This is a genomic window from Actinomadura madurae, from assembly GCF_900115095.1.
In the GTDB taxonomy this organism is placed as follows: Bacteria; Actinomycetota; Actinomycetes; order Streptosporangiales; family Streptosporangiaceae; genus Spirillospora; species Spirillospora madurae.
Window position 1 is genome coordinate 108,493 of record NZ_FOVH01000013.1, and the last position, 8,344, is coordinate 116,836.

6 protein-coding genes are annotated in these 8,344 nt (G+C 75.0%); 4 read left to right on the top strand and 2 right to left on the bottom strand.

What is annotated here, in order from left to right:
• Position 1 precedes the first annotated feature (1 nt).
• Positions 2-724, top strand: coding sequence for a class I SAM-dependent methyltransferase (locus BM339_RS31350; protein WP_021592490.1), 723 nt, complete (start codon positions 2-4; stop codon positions 722-724).
• 14 nt (positions 725-738) lie between these two features.
• Here the strand turns inward: BM339_RS31350 and BM339_RS31355 are convergent, their stop codons facing one another.
• Positions 739-2,481 carry an ABC transporter ATP-binding protein gene (locus BM339_RS31355; RefSeq protein WP_021592491.1) on the bottom strand — a complete coding sequence of 581 codons (1,743 nt, stop codon included), beginning with the start codon at positions 2,479-2,481 and terminating at the stop codon, positions 739-741.
• Positions 2,478-4,193 (bottom strand): ABC transporter ATP-binding protein, encoded by a 1,716-nt coding sequence (locus BM339_RS31360; RefSeq protein WP_256255537.1) that lies wholly within the window; start codon positions 4,191-4,193, stop codon positions 2,478-2,480. The genes BM339_RS31355 and BM339_RS31360 overlap by 4 nt, the downstream gene beginning before the upstream one ends.
• A 356-nt stretch (positions 4,194-4,549) precedes the next feature.
• Here BM339_RS31360 and BM339_RS31365 point away from each other — a divergent pair, with 356 nt between their 5' ends.
• The 3 genes from BM339_RS31365 to BM339_RS31375 all read left to right on the top strand — a co-directional run bounded on the left by BM339_RS31365 (position 4,550) and on the right by BM339_RS31375 (position 8,311).
• Positions 4,550-5,323 (top strand): TetR/AcrR family transcriptional regulator, encoded by a 774-nt coding sequence (locus tag BM339_RS31365; protein WP_177287829.1) that lies wholly within the window; start codon positions 4,550-4,552, stop codon positions 5,321-5,323.
• Positions 5,320-6,600, top strand: coding sequence for a serine hydroxymethyltransferase (locus BM339_RS31370; RefSeq protein WP_075023212.1), 1,281 nt, complete (start codon positions 5,320-5,322; stop codon positions 6,598-6,600). The genes BM339_RS31365 and BM339_RS31370 overlap by 4 nt, the downstream gene beginning before the upstream one ends.
• Before the next feature lie 118 nt (positions 6,601-6,718).
• Complete coding sequence (locus tag BM339_RS31375; protein ID WP_075023213.1) at positions 6,719-8,311, top strand: ABC transporter substrate-binding protein; 1,593 nt, start codon at positions 6,719-6,721, stop codon at positions 8,309-8,311.
• The last annotated feature ends 33 nt before the right edge of the window (positions 8,312-8,344 follow it).

An 8,344-nucleotide genomic window follows, 5' to 3' on the forward strand; every position in this document is an offset into this window, starting at 1 on the left:
CATGCCGTACAACCCGGCGGTCCAGGACCGGATCACCCGGTACTGGGACCAGCACGCACCCGCCTACCAGCGATTCCAGGAGCAGCGGCTGGGGCACCCCGACTACAGCGCCGCCTGGATGCGGGTCTGGCGGAGCGCACTGCCCGACGGCACCGCCACCGTGCTCGACGTCGGCACCGGCACCGGCCACGCCGCGCTGACCATCGCCGCCCTCGGCCCCCGGGTGACCGGGATCGACCTCGCCCCCGCCATGGTCGCCTACGCGCGCGACAACGCGCGGGCCCGCGGCCTCGACATCACCTTCGTCCAGGGCGACGCCGTCGACCCCGCGGTGCCGGGCGCCCCCTTCGACGCGCTCGTCAGCCGCTACCTCCTGTGGACGCTGCCCGGCGTCGACACCGCACTGGGCAACTGGCGCCGCCTGCTGCGACCGGGCGGCCGGCTGGCCGTCGTCGACGCCCCCTGGCACGCCGGCGGGATGCGGCACCCCGACACCGACCCCAGGGCCCGCGCCTACGACGAGGAGGCCCGCCGCGCACTGGTGCTCGCCGAGGCGGAGACCATCACCGCCTGGCAGGAACGCATCACCGGCGCCGGCTTCGTGGACGTCGAGGTCGCACCGCTGACCGAACTCTTCGAACTCGACGGTGTCCACGGCGTCGCGCCCGACCATCGCCGCACCCTGCAACACCTGATCACCGCGCGGAACCCCGGCACCGCATGATCGGCTCCTTCCCCTCAGTGTCCAGGAGTCGTGGTGAGGCGCCAGCCTTGGGCGTGGGTGCGTTCGTGCCAGAAGTCGGCGTACCTTCCGGGGGTCTCCACGAGTTCCGGGTGACGTCCCCGCTGGGTGACGCGGCCTTCCTCCAGGACGATGATCTGGTCGGCTCCGGTGATGGTCTGGAGCCGGTGGGCGATGACGATGAGCGTCCGGTCGGCGGTGAGGGCGGTGAGGGCGTCCTGGACGGCGGCCTCGTTCTCGGGGTCGAGCGCGGCGGTCGCCTCGTCGAGCAGGACGACGGGCGCGTTCTTGAGCAGCGCGCGGGCGATGGAGACGCGCTGGCGCTCGCCGCCCGACAGCACCGCGCCGCCTTCGCCGACGCGGGTGTCCCAGCCGTCGGGGAGACGGTCGACGATCTCGTCGACCCGGGCGAGCCGGGCCGCCTCGCGGACGTCGTCCGGGGTGGCGCCGGGGCGGCCGATGCGGATGTTGGCCTCGATGGTGTCGTCGAACAGGTAGACGTCCTGGAACACCAGGGAGAGGCGTCCCATGAGGTCGTCGGTGGCGAGGTCGCGGACGTCCTCGCCGCCGACGCGGACGGTTCCGGAGCCGGTGTCCCAGAAACGGGCGACCAGGCGGGCGATGGTGGTCTTGCCGGAGCCCGACGGCCCGACGAGCGCGGTCATGGTGCGGGGCGGCACGGTGAAGGACACCTCGTGCAGGACGGGTTCGTCGCCGTAGCCGAAGGTCACCCGGTCGAACTCGACGCCGAGGCCGTCCCGGGCCGTGCTCTTCGGGTCCGCGGGCTCGGGGAGCGGTGAGACCGCGAGGACGTCGTCGATGCGCTCGATGTCGTGCGCGGCGAGCCGCAGCGCGGCGCCGAGGTCGGCGACCTCGATCAGCGGGCCGGTGAACCGGGTGGCCATGACCAGCAGCGCGATCAGCTCGGCGATGGCGAGCGACCCGCTCAGCGCGAGGGCGGCGCCGAGGGCGATGACGAGGGTGAAGACGCCCTGGACGGCGATGGCGAAGCCGGCGATGCCCGGCACGCCGGTACGGATCATGGCGCGTCCGGCGTCGCGCTGGGAGACCAGGGCCTCGTCCAGGAGCCGGTGCCCTTCGGCGGTGCGGCCGAAGGCGCGCAGCACCGGCTGGGCCCGCGCGAACTCCACGACCCGCGAGGACGACTCGACGGCGGAGGCGTCCACGGCGTGGGCGGACCGGTCGGCGAGCGTCCCGGCCCACCGGTAGACCACCAGCAGCGCCGGGGAGCAGGCGAGGATCGCCAGCGCGGGCCGCCAGTCGAAGAAGAACATGCCGAGCGCGACCGTGACCGGGGTGACGACGCCGGTGACGAGCGGCGTCAGCAGGTGCGCGGGCACCCCGGTGATCATGGACGTGCCCTGCGACAGCGAGTGGGTGAGCCGCCCGGTCCGGTCGGTGGAGAACCAGCCGAGGGGCAGCGCGGCCAGGTGGTCGCCGACCCGGTGGTGCAGGCCGCGCAGCAGCGCGAGCGCGATGGTGAAGCCCATCATCGCCTGGACGTAGTACGCGGCGCAGGCGAGGGCGGTGGCACCGGCGAGCGCCCACAGCCACGGGACGGCGTCGCCGGCGTCGCCGCGCAGCAGCGGCCGCAGCGCCGGCACGAGCAGGATGATGGCGATGCCTTGCAGGACGCCGTATCCGGCCATGGCCGCGAGGTAGCGGCGGAAGCGGCCGCGGTCGGCCGGGTCGATCAGGCGGGCGAGTCGGCGGATCATCGGGTCTCCTCGGTGCCGGTGGTCTCGGGGGATGCGGCGGACTGGGCGTTCCAGAGCCGGGTGTAGACCCCGCCGGCCCTCAGCAGATCGGCGTGCCTTCCGGTCTCGGCGATCCGGCCGCCGTCCATGACGACGATCTGGTCGGCGCCGGTGATCGTGTGCAGGCGGTGCGCGATGACCAGCAGGGTGCGCCCCGCGACCAGCTCGGACAGGGCGTCCTGCACGGCGGCCTCGCACTCGGGGTCGGCGAAGGCGGTCGCCTCGTCCAGCACCAGGACGGGCGCGTCCGCGAGCAGGGCGCGGGCGATGGCGACCCGCTGCGCCTCGCCGCCGGACAGCTCCGCGTCCTCGTGGACGACGGCGTCGTAGCCGCGCGGCAGGCGGGCGATCCGGTCGTGGATCTGGGCGGCGCGGGCGGCGGCCTCGACCTCGGTGCCGGCGGCGTCGGGACGGGCGAGCCGGATGTTGTCGCGCACGCTCGCGCGCAGCAGCGACGTCTCCTGGAAGACGAAGCCGACCTGCCGGTACAGGTCGGTCTCCGCCATGTCCCGCACGTTGACCCCGCCGATGCGCACGTGCCCGGTGCCGGGGTCCCAGAAGCGGGGGAGGAGCCGCGCGAGCGTGGACTTGCCCGAGCCGGACGCCCCGACCAGCGCGGTGACCGTGCCGGGTTCCAGCACCAGGTCGATGCCGTCCAGCACGGTGGTGCGGCCGTCGTAGGAGAAGCCGACCCCGTCGAACTCCACGCGCGACCCCTGGGGGGCGCGCGGCTCCTCGGGGGAGGTGAGGACGGCGGTGCTCAGCAGCTCGCCGAGCCGGCCGGCGGCCTCGGTCGCGGTGCGCATCGCCTGGGCGCCGAAGCCGAGCGTCATCACCGGGGTGCCGAGGCCGACCGCCAGCATGAGGAACGGCAGCGCCTCCGCCGGCCCGATCCAGCCCTCGCCGACGAACCAGGCGCTCGCGCCGGCGGCGACCAGCAGCATCACCGGCGGCGCGATGATCAGCGAGGAGACCGCCTCGACGCGCAGCATGGGGCCCACCCAGCGGCCGAAGAAGTCGGCGAGGTCGTCGCCCGCGCGGCGGTAGCGGTCCTGGGCGCGGTGGGTCTGGCCGAACGTCTTGACGACGGCGATCCCGGCGACGAACTCGACGACGGCGGCGTTGAGGCGGCTCAGCGCCTCGCTCCACTTGGCCATCTGGGCGGCGGCGTCCCGCATCATCCAGCCGTAGGCGACCACGTACAGCAGCAGTGGCGCGATGCACACCAGCGCGAGCCGCCAGTCGACCCAGAACAGGTAGGCGAGGATCGCGACCGGCGTGACGACGGCGCCGACGAGGTCGTTGAGCGCGTGCGCCACCAGGTGGTGGACGGCGTGCACGTCGTCCTGCAGGACCCGCTTCACCCGCCCCGAGCCCCGGTCGGTGAACCAGCCCATCGGCACCCGGCCGAGCCTGGCCGCGACGCGGCGGCGCAGGTGCAGGCCGGCGTCCGCGTCGGCGATGTGGGTGAGGGTGTAGGCGATTCCGCTGCACGCCGTGCCGGCCAGCAGGCCGCCGACCGCGATGGCCACCCACCGCCACACGGCGGATTCGTCGGCGGGGCCCGGCCGCAGCAGGACGCGGCCGATTTCGGCCACCGCGACATAGGGCACCAGCGTGGCGAGGGCGCCGATGACCCGGAGGAGCGCCGCGGCCGTGACACGACCGCGCACGGGTGCCAGGATCGCTCCGAGGCCGGGCCCCGAGCGTTTCGCTCCGGCCTCGGCCTGGGCCGGAGCGTCCCGGCCGGTACCGTCCGGGCCCCCTGTGCGGGGTGCCGTATCCGTCGTGGACGTCGCCAAGGCGCTGTCCCTTCTGCTCGGGGGCCGGTGGGCGGGCGCGAACGCCGCCGGCCACCCCGGAACGTCCGCTGCCCGCGGAGATCCGGAATGATCATCGGCCCTTGTTGAACGCTGATCAATTAGGTTAGCCTTACCTAAATTCGCCCGCCAGGGGTTGGGGCGAACCATTGATCGGAAAACCGCGGGAGCCCGGTGTCCGGACCCGCACGAGCACCAGGGAGCGGGCCTTGGCCACCTCACCTCCGCACGCCGGCGGGCCGAGACCGCCGGCCAGGCCCCCGGCCCGGCCGGGACCGCGCCGTTCGGCGGACCGCCGTCCGGCGATCCGCCCGGACGCCATCGTCGACGCCGCCGTCGCGCTGACCGCCGAGTCCGGGATCGAGGGCTGGACGATCCGGGACCTCACCGCCCGGCTGGACTCCTGGCCGCAGGTCGTCTACCACCACATCGGCAGCCGCGAGGCGGTCGTCCACGAGGTCGTGGAGCGCGTCGTCGCCCTGTTCCCCGTGCCCGCGCCCGGCCTGCACTGGCGCGACTGGTTCCGCGACCTGCTGCTCGGCATCCGGCCGGTGCTGACCGCCCACCGGGGCGTCGCGCGCCGGCTCGCCCTCTACGGGCCGACCGTCCCGTCCGCGCTGCCGATCATCGACCGGGGCGTCCGGCTGCTGCACGCCGGCGGGCTCGGCGACGAGGCCACCGCCGCCTACGGCGTCCTGTTCAACAGCGCGCTGATGCCGCTCGCGCTGGAGGACGACCGGGTCCGCCTGGACGCCCACCCCGACGACCGCGACCTGCTGCTCATGGTCCGCGACGGCGACCGCTGCCCCGGGCCGGACGACTGCGACGGCACCGGGCTGTGCCTGTTCGCGGGCTCGCTCGACCGGCTGAACAGCAGCGACGAGGCGCGCGCGGCGTTCACCGAGCAGTTCTACGCCTACACCATCGACCGGGCGCTGGACGGCGTCCAGGCCCGTATCGAGCAGAGCGGGGCGGCGGGATGAGCGGCCCGCTGACCTGGACCCTCGACCAGGCCGACCCGCGCGTGCACGCCGTCATCGCGGCCGAGGAGGAGCGGCAGGCCGCCACGCTGGAGATGATCGCCTCGGAGAACTTCGCGCCCCGCGCCGTTCTGCAGGCCCAGGGGTCGGTGCTCACCAACAAGTACTCCGAGGGCTACCCGGGGCGGCGCTACTACGGCGGCTGCGAGCACGTCGACGTGATCGAGCAGATCGCCATCGACCGCGCCCGCCGCCTCTTCGGCGCCGAGCACGCCAACGTCCAGCCCCACTCGGGCGCCCAGGCCAACGCCGCCGCGCTGTCCGCACTGCTCGCCCCGGGCGGCCGGATCCTCGGCCTCGACCTGGCGCACGGCGGCCACCTCACCCACGGCACCCGGATGAACTTCTCCGGCAGGCTGTACGAGGCGGTCGCCTACCACGTGTCCCGGGAGACCGGCCTGGTCGACATGGACGAGGTCGCCGCGCTCGCCCGCGAGCACCGGCCCGGCGTCGTCATCGCCGGATGGTCGGCCTACCCCCGGCACCTCGACTTCGCCGCGTTCCGCCGGATCGCCGACGCCGCCGGAGCCCGGCTCCTGGTGGACATGGCGCACTTCGCCGGGCTCGTCGCCGCCGGGCTGCACCCCTCGCCCGTCCCGCACGCCGACGTCGTCACCGCCACCACCCACAAGACGCTCGGCGGCGCGCGCGGCGGGCTCATCCTGTGCCGCGCCGAGCACGCCCGCTCGGTGGACGCCGCCGTCTTCCCCGGCCAGCAGGGCGGCGCCCTCAACCAGGCGATCGCCGCCAAGGCGGTCGGGCTGCGGCTCGCCGCCGCCCCCGGGTTCGCGGACCGGCAGCGGCGCGCCGTCGAGGGCGCCCGGATCATCGCGGCCCGGCTGTCGGCCCCCGACCTGGCCGGAGCCGGCGTCCGGGTCGCCACCGGCGGCACCGACGTCCACCTGGTCCTGCTCGACCTGCGCGACTGCGCCGCCGCCGGCGGCCCCGCCGGCGGGCTCGCCGCCGAGGAGCGGCTGGAGCGGGCCGGCGTGACCGTCAACCGCAACGCCGTCCCGTTCGACCCGCGGCCCGCGCGGACCCCGTCCGGGCTGCGCATCGGCACCTCCGCGCTCGCCACCCGCGGCTTCGGGGCCGAGGCGTTCGCCGCCGTCGCCGACATCATCGCCGAGACCCTCGCCCCCGGGTTCACCGCGGCGGACGTCCCGAAGCTGCGGCGGCGCACCGCGGAACTCGCCGCCGCGCACCCCCTCTACCCCTGAGCCTTCCGCGGGCCGGTCCGCTCCCGGCCGGGTCCCGCGTCCCTTCCCCTCCCGCGCGTCCCGGCGTGGCCGGTGCCCCCCGCCTCCCGACCGAGCAGACCGAGCCGAGAGGACCCCCATGCCCCAGACCAGCCTCCCCCTGACGCGGCGGGCGCTGACACGGCGGACGCTGCTGCGCTCCGGCGCGCTGGCCGGAGCGGGCGCGCTCACCGCCCCGGCCCTGGCCGCCTGCGGCTCCGGGGGCGCCCCGGGCACGGCCCGCGCCACCGGCCCGGCGGGGCCGCCCCGGCGGGGCGGGACGCTGCGGATCGCGTACCTGAGCACCGCCGCCGACAGCATCGACCCGCTCAAGACGAGCGACTACCTGTCCAACGCCCGCCTGCTCCAGGTGTACGAGAAGCTCGGCCTGCTCGGCCCGGGACGCAAGGTGCGGCCGCTCCTGTACGAGCGGGTCGCGCACAACCCCGACGGCACCGAGTGGACGTTCACCCTCAAGGAGGGCGTCAAGTTCGCCGACGGGCGGGAGATGACCGCCGCCGACGTGCTGGCCTCCTACGTCACCCAGTCGCGGACCCAGGCCGCGGCGTCGCTGGCGATGATCGACGCGGGCCGGTCGTCCGCGCCGGACGCGCGGACCGTCCGCTTCGTCCTGACCTCGCCCACCGCCGACCTGGACGCGCGGTTCGCGTCCGGCTACTTCACGGTGATGCCGGACGGCCGCACCGCGACCAAGGCCGAGCGGCTCAACGGCTCCGGCCCCTACCGGGTGGAGTCGTTCACGCCCGGTGGCCGCAGCGTCCTCGTCCGCAGGAAGGACTACTGGGGCGGCGCCGGACGCGGGCACCCCGACCGCATCGAGATGCTCGCCGTGCCCGACCCGTCCGCCCGGATGAACGCCCTGCTGGCCGGTCAGGTGGACTGGGCCGACAACGTCGCGTTCGCCGACGCGCGGGCCCAGCGCGGCAACGCCCGCGTGGTGCTGCACCCGGCGCCCGCCCCCGACGGGCTCGGCTGGTTCCTCAACGCGACCCGTCCGCCGTTCGACGACCCGCGCGTCCGCCAGGCGTTCCGGCTGGCCGTCGACCGGAACGCGCTGGTCCAGGCGACGACGTTCGGCCTCGGCAAGGTCGGCAACGACCTGTGGGGCGTGGGCCTGCCCTGGTACGCGACCGGGCTGCCGCAGCGCTCCCGCGACACCGCGCGCGCGTCCGCGCTGCTGAAGGAGGCCGGCAAGGACAGGGTCACGGTGAGGATCCTCGCCTCGGCGATGGCGCCCGGCCTGGTCGAGGCCAGCCGCCTCGTCGTCGACCAGGTCAGGGACACCGGGTTCGACGTCCAGGTGACCGAGATGCCGGTCGATCAGTTCTACGCGGACCCGTCCAAGTACTACGACTACTCGGCGGTGACGTTCAGCTGGACCGCTCCGTTCCCGGAGATCGCCCAGTACCTGTACATCCCCAAGGCCCCCTACAACTTCGGCTGGAACGACCCGTCCTGGGCCGAGCGGTTCCAGGACGCCGCCGGCGAGTTCGACGCGGCGGCACGGCAGCGCGCCTACGACCGGCTCCAGCGGGAGCTGTGGGACTCCGGCACGGACCTGGTGTGGGGCCTCGTGCCCAAGCAGAGCGCGACGTCCCCGGGCGTGGGCGGCGCCGGAGCGGTGATCGACCCGACCGCTCCCGACCTCGGCGGCGTGTGGCTGGCCGGGTAGGCGCGACCGGGCCGGACCGGGACGGCCGAGAGG